This window comes from Ruegeria sp. O11 (assembly GCF_056535285.1).
On record NZ_JBQERS010000001.1, the window covers coordinates 1 to 24,892 of the forward strand.

The 24,892-nt window shown below is 56.5% G+C and carries 22 protein-coding genes and 1 pseudogene; 10 read left to right on the plus strand and 13 right to left on the minus strand.

All coding sequences use genetic code 11. The features are described 5' to 3' along the window. Positions 1-135: pseudogene (gene glyA, locus ACRZ91_RS00005) on the minus strand (serine hydroxymethyltransferase); the annotation flags it as partial. A gap of 168 nt (positions 136-303) precedes the next feature. On the opposite strand from glyA, the gene ACRZ91_RS00010 reads away from it, so the two are divergent. After that, on the plus strand, positions 304-1,065 hold the full coding sequence (locus tag ACRZ91_RS00010; RefSeq protein ID WP_170468759.1) for an NAD kinase: 762 nt from the start codon (positions 304-306) through the stop codon (positions 1,063-1,065). Between the two features lie 281 nt (positions 1,066-1,346). On the opposite strand, the gene ACRZ91_RS00015 is transcribed toward ACRZ91_RS00010, so the two are convergent. From ACRZ91_RS00015 to ACRZ91_RS00025, 3 genes are all read right to left on the minus strand, one after another. Then, positions 1,347-2,780: an amidase family protein gene (locus ACRZ91_RS00015; protein WP_480901667.1), complete on the minus strand. Its 1,434-nt coding sequence runs from the start codon at positions 2,778-2,780 to the stop codon at positions 1,347-1,349. 181 nt (positions 2,781-2,961) lie between these two features. Beyond that, positions 2,962-4,851: a propionate-CoA ligase PrpE gene (gene prpE / locus ACRZ91_RS00020; RefSeq protein WP_480901669.1), complete on the minus strand. Its 1,890-nt coding sequence runs from the start codon at positions 4,849-4,851 to the stop codon at positions 2,962-2,964. Between the two features lie 287 nt (positions 4,852-5,138). Beyond that, complete coding sequence (locus ACRZ91_RS00025) at positions 5,139-7,412, minus strand: NADP-dependent malic enzyme (protein ID WP_170538726.1); 2,274 nt, start codon at positions 7,410-7,412, stop codon at positions 5,139-5,141. A 196-nt stretch (positions 7,413-7,608) separates the two neighbouring features. Between ACRZ91_RS00025 and ACRZ91_RS00030 the strand changes: the two genes are divergently transcribed. From ACRZ91_RS00030 to upp, 7 genes are all read left to right on the plus strand, one after another. Further along, complete coding sequence (locus tag ACRZ91_RS00030; protein ID WP_480901672.1) at positions 7,609-8,313, plus strand: hypothetical protein; 705 nt, start codon at positions 7,609-7,611, stop codon at positions 8,311-8,313. Next, a complete protein-coding gene (locus tag ACRZ91_RS00035; protein WP_480901674.1) occupies positions 8,276-9,379 on the plus strand; it encodes a cupin domain-containing protein in 1,104 nt (367 codons plus the stop codon). Before ACRZ91_RS00030 ends, ACRZ91_RS00035 begins: the two co-directional genes overlap by 38 nt. A 97-nt stretch (positions 9,380-9,476) precedes the next feature. Further along, positions 9,477-9,869, plus strand: coding sequence for a cytidine deaminase (locus ACRZ91_RS00040; protein ID WP_170468775.1), 393 nt, complete (start codon positions 9,477-9,479; stop codon positions 9,867-9,869). Positions 9,870-9,873: 4 nt separating this feature from the next. Beyond that, positions 9,874-11,181 (plus strand): thymidine phosphorylase, encoded by a 1,308-nt coding sequence (locus tag ACRZ91_RS00045; RefSeq protein WP_480903357.1) that lies wholly within the window; start codon positions 9,874-9,876, stop codon positions 11,179-11,181. Then, complete coding sequence (locus tag ACRZ91_RS00050; RefSeq protein WP_480901676.1) at positions 11,178-12,389, plus strand: phosphopentomutase; 1,212 nt, start codon at positions 11,178-11,180, stop codon at positions 12,387-12,389. The genes ACRZ91_RS00045 and ACRZ91_RS00050 overlap by 4 nt, the downstream gene beginning before the upstream one ends. Beyond that, entirely contained in the window at positions 12,386-13,372 is a 987-nt protein-coding gene (locus tag ACRZ91_RS00055; RefSeq protein ID WP_480901678.1) for an adenosine deaminase, read from the plus strand. The genes ACRZ91_RS00050 and ACRZ91_RS00055 overlap by 4 nt, the downstream gene beginning before the upstream one ends. Then, the gene (gene upp / locus ACRZ91_RS00060; protein WP_480901681.1) at positions 13,369-14,001 is read left to right on the plus strand and encodes a uracil phosphoribosyltransferase; all 633 of its coding nucleotides are present in this window, start codon (positions 13,369-13,371) and stop codon (positions 13,999-14,001) included. Before ACRZ91_RS00055 ends, upp begins: the two co-directional genes overlap by 4 nt. 3 nt (positions 14,002-14,004) lie before the next feature. Here the strand turns inward: upp and ACRZ91_RS00065 are convergent, their stop codons facing one another. Next, positions 14,005-15,018 (minus strand): hypothetical protein, encoded by a 1,014-nt coding sequence (locus ACRZ91_RS00065; RefSeq protein ID WP_480901682.1) that lies wholly within the window; start codon positions 15,016-15,018, stop codon positions 14,005-14,007. Between the two features lie 148 nt (positions 15,019-15,166). Between ACRZ91_RS00065 and ACRZ91_RS00070 the strand changes: the two genes are divergently transcribed. Further along, entirely contained in the window at positions 15,167-16,111 is a 945-nt protein-coding gene (locus ACRZ91_RS00070; RefSeq protein ID WP_480901684.1) for a DMT family transporter, read from the plus strand. A 215-nt stretch (positions 16,112-16,326) separates the two neighbouring features. Beyond that, entirely contained in the window at positions 16,327-17,094 is a 768-nt protein-coding gene (locus ACRZ91_RS00075; RefSeq protein WP_480901686.1) for a Hint domain-containing protein, read from the plus strand. A gap of 44 nt (positions 17,095-17,138) precedes the next feature. Here the strand turns inward: ACRZ91_RS00075 and ACRZ91_RS00080 are convergent, their stop codons facing one another. The 8 genes from ACRZ91_RS00080 to ACRZ91_RS00115 all read right to left on the minus strand — a co-directional run bounded on the left by ACRZ91_RS00080 (position 17,139) and on the right by ACRZ91_RS00115 (position 24,777). Next, positions 17,139-19,340: a 3-hydroxyacyl-CoA dehydrogenase NAD-binding domain-containing protein gene (locus ACRZ91_RS00080; protein WP_480901688.1), complete on the minus strand. Its 2,202-nt coding sequence runs from the start codon at positions 19,338-19,340 to the stop codon at positions 17,139-17,141. After that, a complete protein-coding gene (locus ACRZ91_RS00085) occupies positions 19,333-19,821 on the minus strand; it encodes a cupin domain-containing protein (protein ID WP_480901690.1) in 489 nt (162 codons plus the stop codon). The genes ACRZ91_RS00080 and ACRZ91_RS00085 overlap by 8 nt, the downstream gene beginning before the upstream one ends. Beyond that, positions 19,821-21,032: an acetyl-CoA C-acetyltransferase gene (locus ACRZ91_RS00090; protein ID WP_480901692.1), complete on the minus strand. Its 1,212-nt coding sequence runs from the start codon at positions 21,030-21,032 to the stop codon at positions 19,821-19,823. Before ACRZ91_RS00090 ends, ACRZ91_RS00085 begins: the two co-directional genes overlap by 1 nt. Before the next feature lie 12 nt (positions 21,033-21,044). After that, complete coding sequence (locus ACRZ91_RS00095; RefSeq protein ID WP_010438890.1) at positions 21,045-21,683, minus strand: glutathione S-transferase family protein; 639 nt, start codon at positions 21,681-21,683, stop codon at positions 21,045-21,047. Between the two features lie 66 nt (positions 21,684-21,749). Continuing rightward, entirely contained in the window at positions 21,750-21,962 is a 213-nt protein-coding gene (locus ACRZ91_RS00100; RefSeq protein WP_010438892.1) for a hypothetical protein, read from the minus strand. Between the two features lie 53 nt (positions 21,963-22,015). Next, positions 22,016-23,797 carry an acyl-CoA dehydrogenase C-terminal domain-containing protein gene (locus ACRZ91_RS00105; protein ID WP_480901695.1) on the minus strand — a complete coding sequence of 594 codons (1,782 nt, stop codon included), beginning with the start codon at positions 23,795-23,797 and terminating at the stop codon, positions 22,016-22,018. Between the two features lie 36 nt (positions 23,798-23,833). Further along, positions 23,834-24,235 carry a MerR family transcriptional regulator gene (locus ACRZ91_RS00110; RefSeq protein WP_039536426.1) on the minus strand — a complete coding sequence of 134 codons (402 nt, stop codon included), beginning with the start codon at positions 24,233-24,235 and terminating at the stop codon, positions 23,834-23,836. A 173-nt stretch (positions 24,236-24,408) separates the two neighbouring features. Further along, entirely contained in the window at positions 24,409-24,777 is a 369-nt protein-coding gene (locus ACRZ91_RS00115; protein WP_170468808.1) for a MerR family transcriptional regulator, read from the minus strand. Positions 24,778-24,892: the final 115 nt, after the last annotated feature.

The window sequence follows — 24,892 nt, forward strand, 5'->3', positions numbered from 1 at the left end:
GATGTTTTCCGATGCGATCAGCTCGATTTCATCGCGCTGGCGGCCCAATTCGGATGTGATCGAGCCAAATAGCTCGGGGTCACGATCGGCAAGGGATTGGGTGAAGAAACCGGTATCACGAAGATTGGCGTTCATAATGGCTCCACAGGGCTGGGGTTTATCTGGCGGATTTCCTATCGGAAACGATAGAATTCAGAAAGGCTGTAAAGCGACGAATTGGCCTGCTATGGCGTCAAGTCTGGCCTATTGCGGAAAGGTATGTTTGTTTCGGAACCAAATGTGCAGCACTGGAAACCATAAAACATGACCAAGAGAATCGCCTTTCTGGCCAGCGATGCCAAAGTGGCGCAAACTGCCCGAGACTCTCTTGTGGCGTGCTATGGAAATGCCGCACCCAGGGATGCGGATGTGGTTGTCGCGCTGGGTGGGGATGGTTTCATGCTGCAAACGCTGCAGGGTATCCAGCATCTGAATACACCAGTCTACGGCATGAACCGCGGGACCATCGGGTTTCTGATGAACGAATATGCCGAGACCGATCTGATGGCTCGGCTTGCCGAGGCAGAGGAAGAGGTCGTCAACCCATTGGCAATGACCGCGATGGATCAGTCTGGTCAAAAACACGAAGCGCTGGCGATCAACGAGGTGTCGCTGTTGCGTGCAGGACCGCAAGCAGCGCAACTCAGGATTAGTGTGGATGGGCGTGTTCGCATGGCCGAGCTTGTGTGTGATGGCGCATTACTCGCTACGCCTGCGGGTTCAACGGCTTATAACTACTCCGCGCATGGACCTATTGTTCCGATTGGCGCAGACGTGTTGGCGCTGACACCCATCGCGGCATTTCGCCCGCGAAGGTGGCGCGGTGCTTTGCTGCCGAAAATGGCAAAAGTCAGGTTCGACGTGATCGATGCTGACAAGCGACCTGTTATCGTTGCGGCTGATTCAATATCTTTTCCAGATATCGACTGGGTCGAAATTAGGTCTGAAACGAGCATCCAACACCGGATACTTTTTGATCCGGGGCATGGATTGGAGGAGCGACTGATTTCCGAGCAGTTCACATAAATGTGAGCGAATTGATAAATTTCCTGTCGTTTGTGTGAACCAGTTCACATGCACACCGATAATGGTTTGTTAACTTCAACTTGCCCGGAGAACACGCCAAGGTGGAAGTGAGTGGCCATCTGACGGTGTTTTCGAATGATTGCGCAGTTTTTGCGCTGGCGAGGGTGGGTGGTGCTACGCTCGTCTTCTGAAATCCGGGCATATTTTATTATGCGGACCCCGGGCACAAAACCCCGGGGTCTATTTTTTGTAGCAAACTGCTACGTAGGCACAAGTTGGACCTAATTGCTCATTTGCTCCCATAAAATCGGGGCCATCTGCCCAACACGCTCTTCGATGGCGGTTGTGGCATCTACGGCCATGTCTTCGCGCCAGCGCCGGGCGGCGATCTGAATGTTGATCGGTTGGGGACCATTCGGCAATTCCGCAAGGCGTGCGGGAACGCTGGCAGCGGGCAACCCCAGAAAGTTCATCGCATAAGAATATACTGCACAGCCCAGCACCTCATGAACACCCTCCGCGCCTTCGGTGTCTCGATCAGGCTTGAAAAATGGCTGCGGCAGAAATGGAGACAGGACTAACGGATAATCCTGCAGGAACAATGACCATTCGCGCGCATGGTGGCTGCGCTGCGCAAGGGCCTGAATCAGATCGTCTCCGACAATCGGGGGAAACTCTTGGAAATAAACTTCAAAAATGTCGCGGATGGTTTGCGATCCGGCAGCTTCGATATCACCTTTCATCAGGGTCAGCACTTCACCCATCAGCGCGCGGTAGCCCAACCTGCCGCATTCGAACACATCTGGCGGATCAATCTCTTCAACCAGATATCCAGCATCTACTAAGGCGTCCCGTGCCGTTTCCAGCGCCTTGTCTACTTCTGGATGCAATGCGTAGCCGAACGTGTTTTTTGTGAAGGCGACCTTGATCGGTCCGTCTTGCATATTGCCGCGCCAGGGCAGCTGTACGTGAAAGGGATCCCGAAGGTCTGGTTCAATCAGGCTCGGCATAGACAGGTGTAAATCTGCGGCCGTTCGGGTAATCACCCCCTGAACAGACATCGACTGCGCCAGCATTCCCCGCTCGGCCTTTTGGCTTGGGTTCCACGCGGGTACGCGGCCAAGCCCCGGCTTCACCGTCACCGCACCATTGGCTGCGGCGGGAAAACGCAGGCTACCACCGATATCGTTGCCATGACCCAGAGCGCCTATTCCTGCCATAACGGCCGCGCCGGCGCCACCAGACGATCCGCCGGGTGAGATATGGCGGCCCCAGGGATTATGGGTGCGCCCATGAAGCGGGTTGTCCGTATCAGCACGGAATGAAAATTCGGGGGTATTGGTCCGCCCGATGACAATCGCACCTGCTTTTTGCAAGTTTGAGACCACAGGAGCATCATCTGGTGCAATGACATCCTTCAGGGCCACCACGCCATTGGTGGTTGCATGATCTTTCTGGTCCACATTCACCTTGATCGTAACCGGAACACCATGCAGCGGACCAGCCAAAGCACCATCACGACGGGCACGGTCAAGAGCGGATGCACGCTCCATCGCCTCCGCACCAAGATCTTCCACAACTGCATTCAACTCGGGGTTCACTTGATGCATACGCGCCAATGCATCCTTGACGACTCCCTCCGCGCTCAGATCGCCCTTTTTTGTCAGAACAGTCAGTTCGGTCGCACTCAGACGCCAGATCTCGCCGTTTGTCATGCTCGTCCTCCTCACCTCAACCTGAGGGGAGGCGGGACCAATGACAAGCCCCAGTAAGACAAAACGGATCCACCCTTCATCTGGCCGAAAACATCCCGGAGCGCGAGGCAGAGCTTCGCATTCGCGCTTTGGCGCAAATCAAGTGCGCCTTTTTGGTGCACTGTTGGATTCCATTGCAAAGTTACTTTGCGTAACCGATGGTTTGCAGGGCCGATTTGATCTCGTCCAGAATAACTGGATCATCGATGGTGGCAGGCATCTTGTATTCATTGCCATCCGCAATCGACACCATCGTGCCTCGCAGGATCTTGCCCGATCGCGTCTTGGGTAGGCGATCTACAACCACCGCATTCTTAAACGCAGCGACAGGCCCGATTTTGTCCCGGACCATCTTGACCACATCCGCCACCACATCCTGGTGGTTCCGTTCAGATCCGGCATTGAGGCACAAGAATCCAACCGGCATTTGCCCTTTTAGTTGGTCCGACACGCCAATCACGGCACATTCTGCCACATCGGGGTGCGCAGCCAGCACCTCTTCCATTCCGCCAGTCGACAAACGGTGGCCAGCAACGTTGATGACATCATCGGTGCGCGCCATGATATAAAGATAACCGTCTTCGTCGATCATGCCTGCGTCACCGGTCTCGTAGTAGCCCGGGAAATGCTCCAGATACGACTTCTTGAACCGCGCCTCGGCGTTCCAGAGAGTCGGCAGCGTACCTGGGGGCAATGGCAGCTTGACCGCGATAGCTCCCAGTTCACCTGGTTTCATGGGATGACCACCTTCGTCCAGAATTTGAACGTCATAGCCTGGCATGGGCTTGGCAGGTGAACCCAATTTGATCGGAAGTTCCTCGATACCAAGTGGATTACCCGCGATTGTCCATCCGGTTTCGGTTTGCCACCAATGATCGATGACCGGGACATTCAACGCATCCTGTGCCCAGATGATGGTGTCCGGGTCGGCCCGCTCACCTGCAAGATATAGCGCCTTCAGGTGGGAGAGGTCGTATTTCGACATCAACTCCCCATTGGGGTCTTCGCGTTTGACGGCGCGAATGGCTGTAGGGGCCGTGAAAAAACTTTTGACCTTATGTTCGGAGATCACGCGCCAGAAGGTGCCAGCGTCTGGCGTGCCAACGGGTTTGCCTTCGAACACAATGGTCGTATTGCCATGGATTAGCGGAGCGTAGCAAATATAGGAATGCCCCACGACCCAGCCCACATCTGAGGCTGCCCAGAATACGTCACCTGGATCAACGTTGTAGATGTTCTTCATCGTCCAATTCAGCGCGACCAGATGGCCAGCGGTCGGGCGCACGACACCTTTTGGAGCTCCGGTGGTGCCCGAGGTATACAGGATATACGCCGGATCGTTGCCGTTTACAGGCACACATTCTGCGGGTTCAGTTCCGTATTGGAACCCATGCCAATTGACATCGCGCCCTTCGATAAGTTGTGCAACCTCCTGTTCACGCTGGAAGATTACGCAGAACTCGGGCTTGTGGCTAGCAAGATCGATCGCGCCATCCAACAGCGGTTTGTAGTGCACGACACGACCCGGTTCCATCCCGCATGAAGCGGCGATGATCGCCTTGGGTTTCGCATCATCGATACGCACGGCCAACTCGTTGCTGGCAAAGCCGCCGAACACCACCGAGTGCACCGCTCCAAGGCGGGCGCAGGCCAGCATGGCCTCCAACGCTTCGGGGATCATCGGCATATAGATGATGACCCGATCCCCTTTCTCAACGCCTTTCGCGCGGAGCGCACCGGCCAGATTAGCGACCCTGTTGCGCAGCTCGACGTAGGAGATTTCGCGTTTGGTATGTGTGATGGGACTGTCATAGATGATCGCGGTCTGCTCGCCACGACCGTTTTCCACATGCCGGTCGACTGCGTTCCAGCACGTATTTACCTTGGCATCGCTGAACCATTCATAGAGAGGCGCATTGTCGTCGAACAGAGCTTTGCTGGGTTCTTGAACCCAGTCGATCCCTTTTGCGGCATCCATCCAGAATGCTTCGGGGTCGTTCTTCCAGCTCTCGTAGACGTCCTGATATGCCATGATGGCCTCCTCCCAAATTCCTCGCGTTTTGTGTTAGGCGCCGAAGGTGCCTCGGGCAAGCGACGCGGAATGCGGCGCGTCAGTTTATCGCAAAATCTTTGCAGAACCTTTCAGATTGGACTGCAAAGTTTTGCAAATTCTCTGATATTTATGACCTTCAAGTTGATCCATCTAAGGTTTTGCAAATCTGCAAACTCACCGCTGCAAAAGCGACAGTGCCAATAGAATCAACTTGGGCAACTGGTCAGGAGCCCGGTCGTGTATATCCTTTTACCGCCGCGCCCAGTTTACCCGTAATGTGCCACTGGCGTTCCGGCGATGGCCGCCATGTTCAACAGCCCCCGGGCGGTGATTGATGGCGTTACGATATGGGCTTTGTTTCCCATCCCCATCAAGATCGGCCCCACCTCTAGCCCGTCCGCTTTCATCTTGAGGATGTTACGCACCCCGCTTGCTGCATCCGCGTGTGCGAAAATTAGGACATTCGCAGCGCCATCCATACGCGAGTTCGGGAAAATACGTGCACGCAATTCAGGATCAAGGGCCAGGTCCAAGTTCATCTCGCCCTCATAGCTGAAATCGCGCGGCTCAGAATCGAGGATTTCAAGGCCCGCCCGAAGGCGCTTGCCCGATCCCTCTGCCTGATTGCCGAACTGCGATTGCGAACAGAATGCAATCTTCGGCTCCAGTCCGAACCGCCGCACGTGACGGGCTGCGCCGATGGTTGTTTCGGCCAGTTCCTCGGGGGTGGGCAGTTGCCGTACATGCGTGTCGGCGATGAATAGAGGGCCGTCTTCCAGAATCATAAGTGACAGCGCGCCGTGCGGGCGTAAATCGCCATTATCCAGAACTTGCTCAACATAATTGAGATGCCAGCGGTATTCACCGAATGTACCGCAGATCATGCTGTCAGCCTCGCCGCGATGCACCATGATCGCCGCAATTGCAGTATTGTTGGTGCGCATGATGGCTTTTGCGAGGTCCGGAGTGACCCCCCGCCGCTGCATGATCTGGTGATATGAGTTCCAGTAGTCGTAGTAGCGCGGATCGTCCTGCGGGTTCACGATCTGGAAATCCTGCCCAGGCCGAACCGTCAGCCCCAATCGTTCGCATCGCGCGTCGATTACGTCCGGGCGACCAATCAGGATCGGGGTTTCTGTGGTTTCTTCCAAAATAGCCTGAGCTGCACGCAATACCCGCTCGTCCTCGCCTTCCGCAAAAACGATCCGCCGGGAAGCAACTGCAGCGGCTTCAAATACTGGCCGCATCAGAAGAGCCGATTTGAACACAGTCTGATTCAGCCGTTCTTTATAGGCTTCGAGGTCATCAATGGGCCGTTTTGCGACCCCACTTTTCATGGCTGCTTGCGCAACAGATGACGAAACGACTCCGACGAGGCGCGGGTCGAAAGGTTTGGGGATCAGATAATCCGGCCCAAAGGTCAATTGCTCACCCTTGTAGGCTGCCGCAGCTTCAGCGCTGGTTGTCGCACGGGCCATGTCGGCAATTCCGTCGACGCAGGCGATTTGCATCTCGTCATTGATTTCAGTCGCACCAACATCCAAGGCACCCCGGAATATGAACGGGAAACATAAGACATTGTTCACCTGGTTCGGGAAATCGCTGCGGCCGGTTGCAATGATCGCATCTGGCGCAACTTCGCGTGCCGCTTGTGGCAGGATTTCCGGAGTTGGGTTGGCCAATGCAAAGATGATCGGGGTTTTGGCCATCTTTTCAACCATCTCGGGCTTCAACACGTTCGGTCCGCTCAGCCCCAGGAACAGATCGGCATCCGGGATCACATCATCCAGAGTGCGCAGATCGGTTTTTTGGGCAAACTGGTCCTTGTGCGGGTTCATATCCTCGGCGCGGCCCTCATAGACCAGACCGTGAATGTCGCACAGCCAGATATTCTCGCGTTTGACCCCAAGCTTCACCAACATGCTGAGGCAGGCGATCCCTGCGGCGCCACCACCGGTTGAGACAACTTTGATATCCTCAAACTTCTTGCCTGCCACATGCAGGGCGTTCTTGGCAGCGGCGCCAACAACGATCGCGGTGCCGTGCTGGTCGTCGTGAAAGACGGGGATATTCATCCGCTCTCGGCACAGTTTTTCAACAATGAAACAATCCGGTGCCTTGATGTCTTCAAGGTTGATCGCGCCAAAAGTCGGTTCCAACGCGCAGACGATATCTGCCAGTTTTTCGGGGTCAGGCTGATCCACCTCGATGTCAAAACAGTCGATGCCAGCGAATTTTTTGAATAGGACCGCCTTGCCTTCCATCACCGGCTTTGATGCCAGAGCACCGATGTCGCCGAGCCCCAGAACCGCAGTGCCGTTCGAAACAACCGCCACCAGATTGCCGCGCGCAGTATATTTTTCGGCATTGGCTGCGTCGCTTTTGATCTCGAGGCTGGCTTCGGCCACACCTGGCGAATAGGCGCGTGCAAGGTCCCGGCCGTTTGCCATCGGCTTCGTGGCCTTGATCTCAAGCTTTCCGGGCTTTGGATGGGCATGATATTCAAGCGCAGCCTGTCGCAGGTTCGGTGTGTCAGACATCGGCAATTCAACTCCGTTCCAATATTCGTTTGATGGTTAAACCATTTCTCAACGCTTGGCTATGTCGCCTCGGATTGCTGTCGAAATAAGGTCTCACGGATACGTTAAGGGGTCGCTGGTTGAGATTTGATGCTTTGCTTCTATGTACAGTCAATTCCCGACAATCTAACGGGCCTCAGAAGCGACGGATCTGGTCATGCGCAATAAAAACAAAGCTTGTGCTGATGCGCAAACGGCCACCGCTTTTGACAGGCTTGGCACCAAAGGGGGTGCCTTGGTTGGTTCGCTTTCTTTGGCTGTTGTTCTGCTTTGCGTGATCATGATCTGGCCTTTGCAGGCCGCAGCATTCAACCAAGAGGGCGGCTTGATCGAGACAATTTCAGCCACTGCGTTGCTGGCTGCCGGGCTGGTCGCGCTGGTGCGTTTTCCAGGTCTCTCGCGCTTATATATTGCACTTGTCTGCCTACTGTTGGCCGAGCGCGAGCTGGAAGCAGAGGTCTACACCGAAGGCAGCGTACTTTTCGTCGTGCTAGAATGGCTGGATTTACTGCTTGATGCGACCACAGTCCGGATCGCTTTGGGCGTGATTGTCATTGGTGGCTTGCTTCGGCACGGGATACCAAACGGAGTACGGGCACTTAAGATCCGCGCACCATTTCTGATGGTCTTTGCCCTAGCCGGAAGTGTTGCGGTACTGGCGCAGATACTCGAAGAAGTCAGTGGATTTTTCTCGGAAAGCCTTTCGGTCACGATGGCTACACGCCTGTTCGTGCTGGAAGAAACGCTGGAAATGTACTTTTCAATTGGCATTTTGGCCGCTGTTCTGATCGGATGGCCAAAAATCAGATCCGAAGAGATACAGAATGACAAGCGATCCGAAAGACTTCCAGACGCGCGCTGAAATCCGCCTGCCGACGCAGGAACTCCGCAACGATATTCCGTTCTATACCAAGGTGCTGGGGATGCGGATGGACATGATCTATCCAGCCGACGATCCAAATACCGCTGTGTTTTCCGGACATGGTTTGCGTTTGCGGATCGAGAAAGACGCACCCGAGTCTCCTGGGACCTTGCGCATTTTGACGTCTGACCCCGACAGGTTCGCTGACGGCCAGCGCAGTCTTGTCGCACCAAATGGCTCCCGGATCGAAATAGAGGAACTGGATCCACCGCTGGTTATGCCGGAAACGGTTCATTCATTTGTTGTTCGCCGCCTCAAAGATCAGGCGCCTTGGATCATCGGGCGGGCAGGAATGCACTATCGCGATCTGGTGCCTGACAGGTTGGGCGGTTCGATCATCGCCAGTCATATCCGCATTCCGGATGGCGGCCCGGTGCCGGACATGGTGCATTTTCACAAGGTCGGGTTTCAGCTTATCTTCTGCATCCACGGTTGGGTGGATGTGGTTTACGAGGATCAGGGAGAGAAAATGCGCCTGACAGCGGGTGATTGCTTTATTCAACCGCCCGAAATCCGTCACCGAGTGCTTGAGGCATCGGACAACGTGCAGGTGATCGAGATTGGTGTACCGGCTGAACATGTGACCGAGATTGACCACGAGATGGACCTGCCAACACCACACTTCCGACCGGACCGCGAATGGCAGGGCCAACGGTTTGTTTATAATCAGGCCAAAGACGCGGAGTGGATACCTTTCCGTCTGCCCGGATATGTCTGTCGCGACACAACCATTGCCGAAAACACCAAGGGTGTCGCGGGTGTGCAGGTCGTCCGTCGCGGGCAAGGTCAGCCAAAGTGGGCCAGCCACGATACTGATATCCACTTTACCTTTGTGATGGATGGCGAGGTCACACTTGAGGGTGAGGGGCGCGAACCCTATCGGCTGGAACAGGGCGACGCCTTCGTCATTCCACCTGGCATGAGAACTCGTTTGTCTGATCCAACTGACGATGTCGAATTGTTGGAAGTAACGCTGCCCGGCACATTCAATACGACCTTGGGCTAAATGCTTGTGATTATCCGCGCTCGGGGGCTTCAAATTCCCCGGCGCTTTCATTTAGGGTATGGCATTCTGACCAAGTGATCAAAAATTGGGAATCGTCATGTCTTTGAAAGATGCTGCTTTGGCTGTTCGTGAAAATGCGCACGCGCCTTATTCGAATTTCAAGGTCGGTGCGGCGATCCGGGCAGGTTCAGGCACGGTGTATATCGGCTGCAATGTCGAAAACGTAGCCTACCCAGAAGGAACCTGCGCCGAGGCCGGGGCGATTGCCGCGATGATCGCCGCAGGCGACAAAGAACTGACCGAAGTTTACGTGGTTGCGAGCAGTCCGCATCCGGTGCCACCCTGCGGCGGATGCCGTCAGAAACTGGCTGAATTCGGAAAAGGCGATGTGGTGGTCACTATGGCGACTGCCGACGGTCTGGAAACCAAAACCACAATAGCTGATCTGTTGCCGGGTGCATTTGGTGCCGCGCATATGGGGGACACCTGATCAGATGGATGCGCGTTCGATTATCGCCAAGCTTCGCCGTAACGAGATACCGACATCAGCCGAATTGCAGTGGTTCGCACAGGGGTTGGCTGATGGTGGCGTAAGTGACGCGCAGGCGGGAGCCTTTGCCATGGCGGTCTGCATGGGTGGGCTGGGGGCTCAGGGCAGGGCTGATTTGACGGTTGCCATGCGTGACAGCGGTGAGGTGCTGAACTGGGATGTTGATGGCCCGGTGATCGACAAACACTCGACTGGTGGAGTCGGGGATTGCGTCAGCCTGGTTCTCGCCCCGGCCCTGGCCGAATGCGGGGCCTATGTACCAATGATCTCGGGCCGGGGGCTGGGCCACACCGGCGGCACTTTGGACAAACTCGAAGCAATCCCCGGCGTGACAACACAGATCGGCCAGACAAGGCTGGCGCAGATACTGAATGAGACCGGCGCTGCGATTGTCGGCGCTACGGGGCAGATCGCACCGGCGGATAAACGGCTATATGCGATCCGCGATGTGACGGCGACGGTGGAAAGCCTTGATCTGATCACTGCGTCGATCCTGTCAAAGAAGCTGGCCGCCAGCCCGGATGCGCTGGTGCTGGATGTCAAGGTGGGCAGCGGGGCGTTCATGAAGACGCTGGATGAGGCGCGCAAGCTTGCTCGGGCGCTGACCGAAACGGCAAATACCGCGGGGTGCCGGACCTCAGCGGTTATCACCGACATGAATCAACCGCTTGCTCCAGCACTTGGCAACGCGCTGGAAGTTGCCGAAGTGATGAAGGTCATGACCAGCGGGCAAACCTCACCCTTGGCCGAAATTTCTGCTGAACTGGGTGGCGTGTTGATGGCAGATGCGGATATGTGCGCATCGGCGGAAGAGGGCCGGGCGCGGATCGCAGAAGTAATATGTGACGGGCGCGCCGCCGAACGGTTTGGCCGCATGATGGCCGCTGTCGGAGGACCTGTGCACTTCGTCGATACCTGGGCGCGATTCCTGCCCGAAGCAAACGTGATCCAAGAGGTACCTGCGCCCCGCGATGGCTACATCTCTGCGATAGATGGTGAGGCACTAGGACTGGCGGTGGTTGCCCTGGGTGGTGGACGCCAGGTTGAGAGTGATGAGATCGACCCGGCGGTTGGATTGTCGAATATCTTGCGGTTGGGTCAGCACGTTCAGAAGGGCGCGCCATTGGCCGTGGTCCACGCAGCCCGAGAAGATGCAGCGCGACTTGCGTCCGAGGCGGTATTGAATGCCGTAACGCTTGGCGATGCGCCAGTAGAACAACCTCCGCATGTACACGAAAGGATCAGCGCATGAGCCGCGCTTTCCTTGTTGTTATGGATTCGGTTGGTATCGGCGGCGCGCCAGATGCCGATCGGTTCTACAACGGCACCACGCCCGATACGGGTGCGAACACGGTGGCTCATATTGCGCAGGCCTGTGCCGAAGGGCGCGCAGAAGAAGGACGCTCCGGCCCATTACATTTGCCAAATCTCGACGCTCTGGGACTGGGCGCTGCAACGCGACTGGCCTCAAATGATGTCACGCCGGGGTTAGAAGCCACACCAGCAGGTCTCTGGGGATGCGCGCGAGAGTATTCGCCGGGCAAGGACACGCCTTCTGGCCATTGGGAATTGGCAGGCGTTCCGGTGCCGTGGGATTGGCACTATTTCCCGGATACGACACCTGCCTTTCCCGCCGAGCTGAGCCAGGCAGCGGCTCAGGCTGCAGGTACCGAGGGCATTCTGGGCGATTGCCACGCTTCTGGCACGGCGATCATCGCTGAATTGGGGGCCGAGCATATGCGAACCGGCTGGCCGATCTGCTATACATCTGCCGACAGTGTGTTCCAGATTGCCGCACATGAGGAGAGCTTTGGCCTCGACCGTTTGCTGGATTTGTGCAAGGTGCTTGCGCCGCAGCTTCACGAAATGAAAGTTGGCCGTGTGATAGCTCGGCCATTCATCGGAACACCGGAAACCGGATTTACCCGCACCACCAACCGCAAGGATATTGCCATCGTACCCCCAAAGCCGGTGCTGACAAACTGGGCGCAGGACGCGGGTCGGCACGTGTACGCAGTTGGCAAGATCGGCGACATCTTCTCGATGCAAGGGATCGATACGTTGCGCAAAGGTTCGGATGCCGAACTGATGACCCATCTTTCTGATCTGGTGGATGGGGCCGAAGACGGCAGCCTGACATTTGCCAACTTTGTCGAATTCGACAGCATCTATGGCCACCGTAGGGATATCAGCGGCTATGCCCGCGCGTTGGAGTGGTTTGACCGCGAGGTCGGGGTCATCCTGCAAAAACTGCGCCCGGGTGACCTGATGCTGCTGACCGCTGATCATGGCAATGATCCCAGCTGGATCGGAACCGATCACACGCGCGAACAGGTGCCGGTATTGAATGCCGGACATGGCACAGGTGAAATCGGCCGGATCAACTTTGCCGATGTCGCTGCCAGTATCGCGCATCACCTGAATATCCCGGCGCAAGGACCGGGGCGGAGTTTTCTATGACAGCGGCTGACCAACCCAAGATCGAACTTCACCTGCATCACGAAGGTGCAGCGCCACCCGCCTTTATTCGTCAGTTGGCCCATGAAAAGCGCGTGGATCTGAGCGGGATCTTCAAGCCAGATGGTTCGTATGATTTTCGCGACTTTGCACATTTCCTCAGTGTCTACGAGGCTGCCTGCGAGGTTCTGAAATCGCCAGAGGATTTTCGCCGATTGACGTTGGCCATTCTCGAAGAGAGCGCAGCCAACGGGGTGGTGTATTCTGAAACTTTCCTAAGCCCCGATTTTTGCGGCGGAGGAGATTTGCATGCATGGAAGGACTATTTGACCGCGATCCAGGATGCCGCTGATGAGGCCGAGCGCAAATACGGGATTACGCTGCGCGGTGTCGTGACCTGTGTGCGCCATTTCGGACCCGAGCAAGCCAAGCGCAGTGCACATTGTGCGGCCGAAACTGCTGGGAACTGGATCACCGGATTTGGCATGGGCGGCAATGAATCCGTTGGAACGCAGGGTGATTTCAAATGGTCCTTTGAGTGCGCGCGCGAGGCAGGGCTGCAGTTGACCACACATGCCGGTGAATTTGGGGGTCCCGATAGTGTGCGGGACGCAATTCGCGATTTGGGGGTCGAGCGTGTGGGCCATGGTGTCCGTGCCATCGAACACCCGGACCTAGTGCATGAACTGATCGACCGGGATATCACGTTGGAAGTGTGTCCGGGCTCGAACGTGGTTCTTGGCCTATTCCCCGATTTCGCGGCGCATCCCATTGCGAAACTGCGCGATGCAGGTGTCAAAGTGACCGTGTCTACTGACGATCCACCGTTTTTCCATACCACGATGCGGCGCGAATATGAGATGTTGGGTGCAGCATTCGGCTGGCAAGCCGAAGATTTTGCAGCCCTTAATGTAACGGCCCTTAATGCGGCCTTTTGTGATGAAGAGACCCGCGCGCGGGTCAAGAAAAGACTGGAGACATCATGAGCGATCACCTGACCGTCGTCGACCACCCGCTGGTGCAGCATAAACTGACGCTCATGCGGGACAAGGGCACCTCGACCGCCGTGTTCCGGCAGTTGTTGCGCGAGATCACGTTGCTGTTGGCCTATGAGGTCACCCGCGAGATGCCGCTGACGACGCGCCGCATCGAAACCCCGATGGAAGAGATGGACGCACCCATATTGGCGGGCAAGAAGCTTGCGTTGGTTTCGATCCTGAGGGCCGGAAACGGGATGCTGGACGGGGTGTTGGAGCTGATCCCCTCGGCGCGGGTCGGCTTTGTGGGTCTCTATCGCGATGAAGAGACGCTTAAACCTGTACAGTATTATTTCAAAGCCCCCGAAGGGCTGAAGGACCGTCTGGTCATTGCTGTTGATCCGATGCTGGCAACTGGCAACAGCTCGGCCGCAGCGATCGATCTGCTGAAGGAGCAGGGGGCCGCAGATATCCGTTTCCTTTGTCTTCTGGCTGCCCCCGAAGGCGTGGCTCGCATGAAAGAGGCGCATCCGGATGTCAAAATCGTGACTGCGGCGCTGGATCGTGAGTTGAACTCCAAGGGCTACATCATGCCGGGCCTGGGCGATGCCGGGGATCGGATGTTCGGCACCAAATAGGCGCTATTGCCCGCAGATATTCTGCAGCCGGACCCAATCGCGGTCCGGCAATACCTGTTCCAAAGTTCGACCTGCCATGGGGTCCGCCTCGATCAACCCGAGAACGGACTCGCCTGTGATGTCAACAGCATAAGCGTATGGTGTTGAGGGAAGGGCGGCCTGAGCGAACATTGCCAGCAGATCATCATCACTAATCTGTGTTTGAGGTTCTGCCAGGATTTCTTCGGTGTAGGTATCGACGATTTCAGTGGTCAACTCACCAGTCGTCAACAGTCGAAACGCGGTTGTTGGGCCCGTCCGATCTAACAGGTCGTCCAACGGTGCCTGTTGTGCCGCGCGAGCGCGCGCGGCGATAACATACCCCGCGGCAACGGCGGGGTCTTCATGATCCTCCACCAGCGCGCGATTCAGCAATACAGTCCCCCCCGGCAGGCTTAGGCTGTTGGACAAACCTGCGGGCAGAATCACGATCTGTCGAACACCAGTTCGGTTTGCAAGCCGGTCCAATGAGTCCTGCGCCTCGGGTGAATTGCATGCCTTGCCTGATACCCTTTCAATGCGCTGCAGGATCGTATCGCCGATCTCTTGCTGTTTGATCTCTGGCACGACTGAAACGACATGACGCTGCAAAGCGCCGGGCAACCACAGCAAAAGAACTGCCACAACGGCCAGCGCCACCCCCGCAACGCTGAGCCAGCGCAGACGACCGGGGTGCGGTCTGGCGCGGTCGATGGCACGTTGCAGACGATCGATGGCCTCGATCATCGTGGTTTCCGTTTCTGCAAGTTCCAGCGTTTCGCCAGGATCGCCGTCGGGACAATAGATGGCGGGATACGCACCCGGGTTTTGACGCTCTAACGCAGCCAAAGACCAATGCGTGAGCGCGCTGTCATTGAAATCCGAGATCGTCAGAGTGGCTTCGCCAATCGAAACCACAACCTCACGCCGCTGTTCATCGGGCGAAGGGCGCCACAAACCGGTGGCTTCGATCCGCTGGTACTGTTTGAGTGCGGTCATCGGTTAATGCTGCTCGAGTATTATTTTGCGCTAAGCTTAGCATGGCAAAAACCAGTGGCGCAAACCTGTTGCGTCAGGTTTGTGAAATGTGCTGATTGTAGCGGGTAGTTTTCTGGCCAGCACTGGCTAATCAAGCGCAGAGGCGGGAATGCAGTTACAACAACAATCCCATTCGATGCTGGCGTCTTTACTGATGGTCGCCTCGATGGCCATTATCGGCGTCATCGATAACTTTGTGATCCGGGTCGCCGAAAGCATTGGGCTATGGCAGTTTCATCTAAGCCGCGCGACGTTGATGTTACCCCTGATTGCGCTTCTTTCGGTTCTTGGCTTGGGCGGTTTGAAACCGCGCCGGTACGGCATCGTCGCGGTGCGTAGCGTATTGATAACCATGGCGATGCTTTTTTATTTTACAGCTCTGGCTCTGATGCCGATTGCGCAGGCGTTGGCAGGGCTGTTTACCTCACCGATTTTTGTGCTGCTGATTTCCGCGCTTTTTCTGAAGCAGCATATCGGCCCCTGGCGGATCGTGGCCGTTCTTTTGGGCTTTGCCGGAATACTCAGTGTTTTGCAGCCTGACCCCAATTCATTTGATCTCAAGACGCTGATCCCAGTAGCTGGAGGTTTTTTCTATGCTCTCAGCGCCGTTGTAACCCGCACGCATTGCCGTGATGAAAGCACCGTCGCCCTGCTGGCCGCGATGGTGGTGACTCTGGGATTGGCTGGGTTGATTGGTCTGATATGGCTGGCTGTATTTCCGGTTGATGTGCCCGAAGGCCCAGAGGGGTTTGCCATGCGCGGTTGGGTCTGGCCGATACATGAAGCCCTGCCTTGGGTGGTGATGCAGGCGATCGGGTCTACGATCGCCGTTTTCATGCTGATAAAAGCTTACCAATTAGGAGAGCCTTCCTACGTCGCCGTATTCGAGTATTCGGTCATGATATTCGGACCCCTCTTTGCATGGATTGCCTTTGGACAATCGGTAGGAGTGATGCAGATCGTCGGTATTGGCATGATCGCAACTGCAGGAATTTTATTGGCATGGAGAGAGAAGCGCACTGCCGGAAAGCTGCCCAAAGCTCTGCCAAATTGAGGACGTGTGTAGATAAAGCAAAGTTACTTGCACATCGCATATAGTTTCCAGGTGTCGTGCAAAGCGATCTTTGCTGCCAAAATTGTTCCGGTAAATCACATGAAATGTGGCCAAATGGTCCTTATTTCGCCGTAATTGTGGCAAAACTAAGCCAGCTCGTGGCACTTTAGCATGGTCAATCTGAGCTATGTCGAAGTGCCAAGAGGGGGGCGCAAGTGTTAGAGTTAGTGAGTGTTTCGGGGTATTCGAAACGTGAGGGTCAAGGCCCGCAACCTCTTCAAGAGTCAGCCGTTTCAGTGCGCCGCGGTGGATTGCTGCATGGGACCAGGGTTGCAACAACCCGTGGCTGGAAGCCGGTTGAAAATCTGGTTTCTGGCGAACTGGTGCGAACGCTGGATCACGGTTTTAAAGAATTGCGCCGTGTCTGCGCCGATAGCGTTGTGGTTCCAGGGGGGGAACGCAGGCCAGAGTATCTGCCGGTCCTTGTCCCGGCTCGCGCCGCGTATAATGGGCGGCCGGTCTGGCTGATGCCAGAGCAGGGAATGGCGCTGGATCAGACTAAATTGGATCTGGGAATTGAGGGGCTCTCAATTGTTCCTGCGCGTATGCTAAGCGGTGTTGGCAATCTCAGATCAAATACTCCGGCGCAAACCTTTGATGTGACGTCGTTGTATTTTGATCAGGATGAAATTGTCTTTATCGAGGGAGGATTCCAAGCCTACTGTCCTGCGGGAGGTATGGGACCGGTCTGCACATATGAAGTTGCCGACGAAGAAGATGCTGATCTGTTGATCGAAGCGGTGGCCATGAAAGGCGACATATCGGTTTTTGCAAACCCATTGGGTGCGCTGCCTGCGCCCATCCCGCAAGAACCAATATTCCCTATTCGCCCTCCTAAGGGCATCCGTCGGCCAGGGCGTCCAGGGCGTCCAGGGCGGCCTAATGCCCTGATCTTGTTTCTGCGATCGGACTGGCGCATCTGAACGTAATCTGCTGGTGCAAAACAGGTTGCGCCAGCAGTTCAATATCAGGCAGCTTTGGCCGCTGGGTTGAAGCGACCATAGAAACTCTGACCTTTCTCGGCCATTTCGCGCAGGAGCGGTGGGCACGCAAAACGCTCGCCATAGGCCCCGGTCAGTTGGTCGCAACGCTCAGCCGCATAGGGCGTGCCGATGATGTCCAGCCAACTGAGCGGACCACCGGACCAAGGGGCAAAACCCCATCCAAGGATCGCACCCACGTCGCCTTCGCGGATGTCTTCCAGAACACCTTCTTCCAACGCGCGAACCGCTTCCAAAACCTGCGCGAACATCAGGCGTTCCTGCACTTCGATCAGGTCGGGTTGTTCGGCAGCCAGCGGGTATTTGTCCTGCAAACCCTTCCAGTATTCGACGCGCTTACCCTTGTCGTCATAGTCGAAGAATCCGGCATTGGCCTTGCGGCCTAGACGCCCCTGTTCCTCCATCCAGAAGATCAGATCGTCCGAGGGGCTATCAGGATAGGCATCGCCCATCGCTGCTCTCGTGGCCCGTGCGATCTTGGCCCCGAGATCGATTGAGGTTTCGTCCGTCAACTGGATCGGTCCTACCGGGAAACCCAACTGCCGCGCGGCATTATCTATCAAGATCGGACTGACGCCCTCGGTGATCATCCGAGCACCCTCGTTGATATAGGGGATGATGCAGCGGTTGGCGTAGAAGAAGCGTGCGTCGTTGACCACGATCGGCGTTTTGCGGATCTGACGCACGTAATCCAGTGCTTTTGCCACTGCCCGTTCGCCAGTTTCCTTGCCCTTGATGATCTCAACCAGGAACATCTTCTCAACTGGTGAGAAGAAGTGGATGCCGATGAACTGCTCAGGCCGCACACTTGCCTTGGCCAGATCGGTAATCGGCAGAGTCGAGGTATTCGAGGCAAAGATGCAATCCTCAGGGATGATCGCTTCGACCTTCTTGGTCATCTCGGCCTTGACGCCCGGGTCTTCGAACACGGCTTCGATGATCAGATCGCAGCCTTTGAGGTTCTCTAGATCGGGGGTCGCGGTGATCTGGCCCAGCATGGCCTCTTTCTTCTCAGCCGTAACCTTGCCGCGCTTGATGCCCTTGTCCAAATAGGCCTCGGAGTAGGCTTTTCCTTTGTCGGCTGCTTCCTGATCACGGTCGATCAGAACAACTTCCATGCCCGCTTGAGCCGAGACCAGAGCAATGCCTGCGCCCATCATGCCAGCACCCAGAACGCCGACCTTCTTGACCCTCTGATCGGGCACATCCTTGGGCCGTACAGCGCCTTTTTCCAGCGCTTCCTTGTTCAGGAACAGCGACCGGATCATCGCCGACGAGGACGGGTTCATCAGGACGTTTGTAAACCAACGCGCCTCAATCTTCAGGGCGGTGTCAAAGTCAACCAAAGCGCCTTCGTAGATTGAACTCAGCAGAGCCTTGGCAGCGGGGAATGCACCTTGGGTTTTGCCGTTCACCATTGCGCTTGCGCCAACGAAGGTCATGAAGCCTGCAGGGTGATAGGGCGCACCGCCGGGCATTTTGTAGCCTTTCGCATCCCATGGTTTGACCAGATCGGAATCCTTGGCGTTCAGAACCCATTCCTTGGCCGCGGCAACCGGATCGTCCGCCACGGCGTCGATCAGTTGCGCACCTTTGGCCTTCTTCGGGTCCATCATCTTGCCTTCCAGCAGTACCGGAGCCGCCGCCATTGCACCAACCATCCGGCTGTAGCGCATGGTGCCGCCGCCGCCGGGGAAGATGCCCAGAAGGATTTCAGGTAAGCCGATTTTAGCTTTGGGATTGCTGGTCATCACGCGGTGATGGCAGGCCAATGCGATCTCGGTCCCGATCCCGGCGCAGGTGCCGTTGATGGCGCAAGCCACTGGTTTGCCGCCTTTTTTGGACTTGGGGTCCATGCCCGCCAGCTCCAATCGACGCAGGATGTTGTGGCCGCTCATGACAAAGTCGAACAAAGCCTGAGCCGGCTCGTCTCCGGCTTCCTGACGGATCGTGGCGAGGGTGCTCAGATCCATGCCGCCCGCAAACGACCCTTCCTTACCGCTGGTGATAACAATCCCTTTGATCTCATCATCTGCCAGCGCCTGATCGATCAGTTCACCGACCAAAGTGAAAGCCTCGCGGCTCAGGACATTCATGGATTTGCCCGGAACGTCCCAGGTGATGAAGGCAACGCCGTCGGCGTCTTTGCTGAGGGTGAAATCAGTCATTGTCATCTCCAATCTGGTCAGCCGTCAGCGGGCTGCCATCCTTGCAGGTAAAGCGAAAGTCGTCGCCCTCGAACTTCACCATCATGTCTATGTCGCTGTAATAGCCGGTCTCGGTCGGGGTCCGTGTGCCCACCACCAGAAAACTCGCGGGCGCGTCGGTTTTGTTCACAAGGTGATGGCCATTGGCGTCACCTGCAGGCCAGGCGGCGCAGTCACCGGGCAGCATCTCATGCTCTCCATCGTCATCGATCAGCACACATTTGCCGCTGAGCATGATTGCAAACTCGTCCTGCTCCATGTGGTAATGGCGCAGCGAGGACAGCCCGTTCGGTTCCAGCCGTACGATGTTGACCCCAAATTGCGTCAGACCGTTCGCATCGCCCAAGGGTTGGACGTAGCGGTCATCGCCCGCTCTTGCCAGTTTGCCGGGATAGCCCGAACCGTTCCGAAACGGTATTTTGGAAAGATCAATTTTAGGCATCAGACACGCTCGATAATGGTTGCCGCACCCATGCCGGACGCGATGCAGAGTGTGGCCAGACCGGTTTCCTTGTCCTGACGCTCCAACTCATCCAGCAGGGTTCCGATGATCATCGCACCAGTCGCGCCCAGCGGGTGACCCATCGCGATCGATCCGCCGTTCACGTTGACCAGAGAGGGATCGACATCAAACGCCTGCTGGAACCGCAGCACGACCGAGGCAAAGGCCTCGTTCACTTCGAACAGGTCCAAATCGCCGATCTTCATGCCGTTGTCGGCCAGAATCTTCTCGGTCACAGGAACCGGGCCGGTCAGCATGATGGTCGGGTCGGTGCCGATTTTTGCGGTCGCCTTGATGCGCGCGCGCGGCTTCAGGCCGTATTTCTCGCCGAACTCCTTGTTGCCGATCAGTACAGCCGCCGCACCATCCACGATGCCCGAACTGTTACCGGCGTGGTGGATGTGATTGATGCGCTCAAGATGCGGGTACTTGATCATCGCAACCTTGTCGAAGCCCGGCATTTGCTCGCCCATCATCTGGAAGGATGGGTTCAGCGCGCCGAGGCTTTGCATATCAGTGCCGGGGCGCATGTATTCGTCGCGGTCCAGAATGGTCAGGCCGTTCTGATCCTTGATCGAGATCACCGACTTATCAAAGCGGTTGTCTTTCCACGCAGCAGCCGCGCGTTTCTGAGATTCAACGGCCAGCGCATCCGCATCGTCGCGGCTGAAACCATATTCGGTTGCGATAATGTCGGCCGAGATACCTTGCGGCACAAAATAGGTTTCCATCGCCAAAGACGGGTCAACGGCAATCGCCGCACCATCGCTGCCCATGGCCACCCGGCCCATCATCTCAACACCGCCTGCGATATAGGCTTCACCCGCGCCGCCTTTGACCTGGTTTGCGGCCAAGTTCACGGCCTCCATGCCCGAGGCACAGAAACGGTTGATCGCCAGGCCGGGGATCGATTCATCCAGATCCGAAGCCAGAACTGCTGAGCGTGCCAGACAGCCGCCTTGCTCCATCACCTGCGTGACGTTGCCCCAGATCACATCCTCGACGGCGTGACCTTCCAGATTATTGCGCTCTTTCATTGCGTTCAGGGTCAGGGCCGACAGACGCACCGAGGTTACCTCGTGCAGGCTGCCATCCTTGCGGCCCTTGCCGCGCGGAGTACGCAGGGCGTCATAGATATAGGCTTCGGTCATGGGGTCTTCTCCTTAAGCTCGATCCGACGGGTTGCCGGGCATCAGGTCGTAGGGGTGTTTCCAGCCGGGCTGTTCGCTGAGGCGCGTCAACCAGGCGTCAATATTGGGCCAGTCGGCGCGATTAAAGCCGAATGGTTCGGGGTAATAGAGGTAGCCGCAGCAGCTGATGTCAGCATTGGTCACGCCGTTGCCAACGATCCAGTCACGGCCGTCAAGATGGGCGTTCAGCGTCTGATAAGCTGCCTTTAGGCGACCCTGATTAAACGCGATAACATCCGGGTTGCGGTGCTTCTCGGGCAAGAAGTTGATCAGGAAACGGGTCAGCCCGGCCATCGAGCTAAGCTTGTGGTTGTCCCACAGAACCCATCTGAAGATCTCGTAATTTTCATCACGATCTTTGCCGCCGAATTTTCCGGATTTTTCCGTCACATAAGCCTGAATCGCGCCGGACTGACTGGTGCGAAAATCACCGTCCACCATCACGGGGGCTTCACCCATCTCATTCACTTCTGCCCGAAATTCAGGGGTGCGCGTCACACCCCCGAAGAAATCAACAAAGACCGGCTCCCAGTCCAGACCGGACATTTCCAACGCAAGCGCGGCTTTGTAGCTGTTTCCGCTTTCACCAAAGCAATGCAGTTGAATGGTCATGAGCGCGCCCCTCCCAAGGCATAAAGATATGTTTTCGGTGCTACCATCAGTGGCCAGCACGAAGTTTTAACGTTTTCGAGCTTCCAGCTCTGAATTAAATATGCGCAGCCTATGCGTCAGGTTTTCGTGATCGATCACGCTGTTGAAGTTCTCAAAAAGGAACGACAAAGCCTCACCTTCATCCAATCCCGCTTCTCGTGCGAAACCGCGGAGCTTACGATAGCCGTCCTCGGTCATCGCGACCGGAAATCGGCGGGTCAGGCGAAAGCGTTTTGGCATCTTGTCTCCTCCGTTGGTGGGCTCGGGTTGCTTTAACCGAGCCCACACTGAGATCAGAAGTTCGCCGCGTCCAGTGCCATTACCGTGTCTGCTCCGGTCTGGATGCGGGCCAGATGCATGGCTGTCGCGGGCAGGCGGCGGGCCATATAGAAGCGACCGGTATTGATCTTGGTCTCGTAGAACTCTTTATCCGAGGCACCGCCGTCCAGTGCGTCCTGAGCGGCCTTTGCCATCTGCGCCCACATCAGGCCCAGACAGACATGGCCGAACATGTGCATGAAGTCGTATGACCCGGATAGAGCGTTGTTTGGATTCTTCATGCCTTCCTGCATGAAGTACATGCCAGCGGCCTGCAGGTCCTTGGAAGCGGCCTTCAGCGGTTCGATGAAGGCTTTATCGTAAGCTTCGTCCTTGCCGCCGTTTTCCTTGCAGAAGCTTTTGACCATCTCGAAGAAGGCCATGACATGCTTGCCGCCGTCCTGGGCCAGCTTCCGACCCACGAGGTCCAGCGCTTGAACGCCGTTCGCGCCTTCGTAGATCATCGCGATGCGGGCATCGCGGGTGTATTGCGACATGCCCCATTCTTCGATGTAGCCATGGCCGCCATAGACCTGCTGCGCCTGAACAGTCATGTCGTAGCCTTCGTCAGTCAGGAAGCCTTTGATGACTGGCGTCAGCAGTGAGATCAGCCCGTCCGCGTCTTTGTCTCCCGAGCGGTGCGCCTTGTCGATCATGGTCGCGCCCCACAGGATGAACGCACGCGCACCCTCGGTGAAGCTTTTTTGATCCATCAGGTTGCGGCGGATGTCGGGGTGCACGATCAGCGGATCGGCGGGGCCGTCCGGGTTTTTCACGCCTGTAACATCGCGGCCCTGCAGGCGATCTTTTGCGTATTCCAAGGCGTTTTGATAGGCCGCTTCGGCCTGAGACAGGCCTTGCATGCCCACACCTAGACGCGCTTCGTTCATCATGGTGAACATGGCGCGCATACCTTTGTGCTCTTCGCCCAGCAGCCAGCCGGTTGCCTCGTCATAGTTCATGACGCAAGTCGAGTTGCCGTGGATGCCCATCTTCTCTTCGATTTTGCCAACCGAAACACCGTTGCGCTCACCCGGGGTGCCGTCTTCGTTGACAATGAACTTGGGCACGATGAACAGCGAGACACCCTTGATGCCCTCGGGGCCGCCGGGGATTTTGGCCAGAACCAGATGGATGATGTTGTCAGCCATGTCGTGATCGCCAGCCGAGATAAAGATCTTCTGACCGGAAATCTTATAGCTGCCATCGTCCTGCGGTTCCGCCTTGGTGCGCATCAGGCCCAGATCGGTGCCGCAATGCGGTTCCGTCAGGTTCATGGTACCGGTCCATTCGCAGCTGACCATATTGGGCAGGTACTTGTTCTTCTGCTCGTCAGTGCCGTGCGCCAGAATGGCTGAGGCCGCGCCGTGGGTCAGGCCCTGATACATCACAAATGCCTGGTTTGCGCCCGAGAACATCTCACCCACCGCTGTACCGATGACATAGGGCATATTCTGGCCGCCATACTCTTCCGGCATGTCGAGGCCCGTCCAGCCGCCTTCTTTCATCTGCTCAAAGGCGTCTTTGAAACCTGTGGGAGTGTACACAATACCGTTTTCCAACCGGCACCCTTCGGTGTCGCCCACCACGTTCAGCGGGTGCAATACGTTGGAGGCAACCTTGCCAGCCTCTTCCAGAACCGCGCCGGTAAACTCGGCTTCCAGTTCGTCATAGCCGGGGATATCCGACTGTGAGATTTTCAAAACGTCGTGCAGGATGAACTGCGTGTCTTTGGTCGGCGCGTTGTAGACGGGCATGTGAAGCTCCCTTAATTCATATGTCCGGAGGCGGGTTTATTCAGCCGCCTTCTTTTCCTGTTTCATCGAGGCGATCACCTTCTCGCCCCAGCGCAACTGCTCTTTCAACTCGTCGATGGCCTGTGTCAGCTCTTCGCGGCGCGATTCCATGTCAGCAAGGCGCTCGCACGCGATTTCATAGGTGCGGGACATCTGTGTCAGCTGTTGGTCACCCACGTGATACAGGTCCAGAAGCTGGCGGATTTCCTCGAGGCTGAAGCCAAACCGCTTGCCGCGCAGGATCAGTTTCAGGCGTGCACGATCCCGTTTGGTGAACAGGCGTTTTTGGCCCTCGCGGATCGGAAACAAAAGCTCTTTGGCCTCGTAGAACCGCAATGTGCGGGGCGTGACATCATATGTCTCGCACATTTCGCGGATGGTCAGCAGATCTTCGGTCATGGTTCAAACTCTCATCACTGGCGTCATGCAACCTGAGTTGCGCAGTCGATGAGCGTTTTACAACACACAAGTGACGTTTACGTAATGCGGACGCTGCGTCACAAATAAGTTGACGTAACATCCGGTCGCGTAAACAGGGGTTTCGGCAATTTTGTTGCCGTAAGGGAAGGGGGCTATTTCAGCAATTCGACAGTCTGATCGCGCAATTGCTGCAACGCATCCATCGCCTCATCCAACTGCGCGCGTTGCTGACGTAGCTCTTCCATTTGTCGATCTGCCATCTCGATGAAGGTCGCCATCTGGGCCTGATCGCCCTGATCTTCGTAGATCAGCAACCACTGGCGAATCTCTTCCAGAGGAAATCCAAACTTGCGACCACGTAGGATCAGCTTCATTCTTGCGCATTCACGAGCACCATAGAACCGCGACCGACCTTCGCGGTCCGGTTGCAGCAACTCGATATACTCGTAATAGCGCAGGGTGCGCGGGGTCACGTCGAACTCGGCGCACATCTCTTTGAATGACAAACGGGTGTCGGACATTCTGGGTCTCCTCGGCTGCAACCTAGGGCGTCGTTGCGGCAAGCGCAACAGGTGGGCTTGCCCTTGGCGTAAACGCAGGCCCATAAAGGGGCGGCTATAAGGATAGGACCCAACC

Bases quoted from the DNA above. Each gene is read 5' to 3' on its own strand.
- ACRZ91_RS00110 (WP_039536426.1), bottom strand. From the start codon at position 24,235: ATGACCGAAGATCTGCTGACCATCCGCGAAATGTGCGAGACATATGAT.
- ACRZ91_RS00095 (WP_010438890.1), bottom strand. From the start codon at position 21,683: ATGACCATTCAACTGCATTGCTTTGGTGAAAGCGGAAACAGCTACAAA.
- ACRZ91_RS00115 (WP_170468808.1), bottom strand. From the start codon at position 24,777: ATGTCCGACACCCGTTTGTCATTCAAAGAGATGTGCGCCGAGTTCGAC.
- ACRZ91_RS00080 (WP_480901688.1), bottom strand. From the start codon at position 19,340: ATGACTGATTTCACCCTCAGCAAAGACGCCGACGGCGTTGCCTTCATC.
- upp (WP_480901681.1), top strand. From the start codon at position 13,369: ATGAGCGATCACCTGACCGTCGTCGACCACCCGCTGGTGCAGCATAAA.
- ACRZ91_RS00100 (WP_010438892.1), bottom strand. From the start codon at position 21,962: ATGCCAAAACGCTTTCGCCTGACCCGCCGATTTCCGGTCGCGATGACC.
- ACRZ91_RS00030 (WP_480901672.1), top strand. From the start codon at position 7,609: ATGCGCAATAAAAACAAAGCTTGTGCTGATGCGCAAACGGCCACCGCT.
- ACRZ91_RS00015 (WP_480901667.1), bottom strand. From the start codon at position 2,780: ATGACAAACGGCGAGATCTGGCGTCTGAGTGCGACCGAACTGACTGTT.
- ACRZ91_RS00035 (WP_480901674.1), top strand. From the start codon at position 8,276: ATGACAAGCGATCCGAAAGACTTCCAGACGCGCGCTGAAATCCGCCTG.
- ACRZ91_RS00065 (WP_480901682.1), bottom strand. From the start codon at position 15,018: ATGACCGCACTCAAACAGTACCAGCGGATCGAAGCCACCGGTTTGTGG.
- prpE (WP_480901669.1), bottom strand. From the start codon at position 4,851: ATGGCATATCAGGACGTCTACGAGAGCTGGAAGAACGACCCCGAAGCA.
- ACRZ91_RS00050 (WP_480901676.1), top strand. From the start codon at position 11,178: ATGAGCCGCGCTTTCCTTGTTGTTATGGATTCGGTTGGTATCGGCGGC.
- ACRZ91_RS00105 (WP_480901695.1), bottom strand. From the start codon at position 23,797: ATGCCCGTCTACAACGCGCCGACCAAAGACACGCAGTTCATCCTGCAC.
- ACRZ91_RS00070 (WP_480901684.1), top strand. From the start codon at position 15,167: ATGCAGTTACAACAACAATCCCATTCGATGCTGGCGTCTTTACTGATG.
- ACRZ91_RS00055 (WP_480901678.1), top strand. From the start codon at position 12,386: ATGACAGCGGCTGACCAACCCAAGATCGAACTTCACCTGCATCACGAA.
- ACRZ91_RS00090 (WP_480901692.1), bottom strand. From the start codon at position 21,032: ATGACCGAAGCCTATATCTATGACGCCCTGCGTACTCCGCGCGGCAAG.
- ACRZ91_RS00085 (WP_480901690.1), bottom strand. From the start codon at position 19,821: ATGCCTAAAATTGATCTTTCCAAAATACCGTTTCGGAACGGTTCGGGC.
- ACRZ91_RS00040 (WP_170468775.1), top strand. From the start codon at position 9,477: ATGTCTTTGAAAGATGCTGCTTTGGCTGTTCGTGAAAATGCGCACGCG.
- ACRZ91_RS00045 (WP_480903357.1), top strand. From the start codon at position 9,874: ATGGATGCGCGTTCGATTATCGCCAAGCTTCGCCGTAACGAGATACCG.
- ACRZ91_RS00010 (WP_170468759.1), top strand. From the start codon at position 304: ATGACCAAGAGAATCGCCTTTCTGGCCAGCGATGCCAAAGTGGCGCAA.
- ACRZ91_RS00025 (WP_170538726.1), bottom strand. From the start codon at position 7,412: ATGTCTGACACACCGAACCTGCGACAGGCTGCGCTTGAATATCATGCC.